The following is a 223-nucleotide window of genomic DNA, read 5'->3' as shown; positions in this document are numbered from 1 at the left end:
CTACGATGTTCAATTTGTATTTGATCAAGACAGTATTAAAGCTTTAGGGAACCAAGGTGGAAACGACAACCAAGGCGGAAACGACAACCAAGGCGGAAACGACAACCAAGGAGGAAACAACAACCAAGGTGGAAACAACAACCAAGGTGGAAATAATAACCCGAGAGTAATAGTTGATCCGAAAAATTTAGTAGATGGCCAATATGATATTACATTTAAAGTA

At 39.0% G+C, this 223-nt stretch carries 1 pseudogene; it reads left to right on the top strand.

Going from position 1 to position 223, the window contains the following annotated elements:
* Nucleotides 1–223 (top strand): annotated as a pseudogene (locus MR160_RS34620) (NEAT domain-containing protein); the annotation flags it as partial.

Source organism: Bacillus cereus group sp. BfR-BA-01382 (assembly GCF_022663475.1).
Taxonomy (GTDB): Bacteria; Bacillota; Bacilli; order Bacillales; family Bacillaceae_G; genus Bacillus_A; species Bacillus_A thuringiensis_S.
Note: the sequence above shows the minus strand (reverse complement) of the source record. Positions and strands in the feature narration are given on the sequence as shown.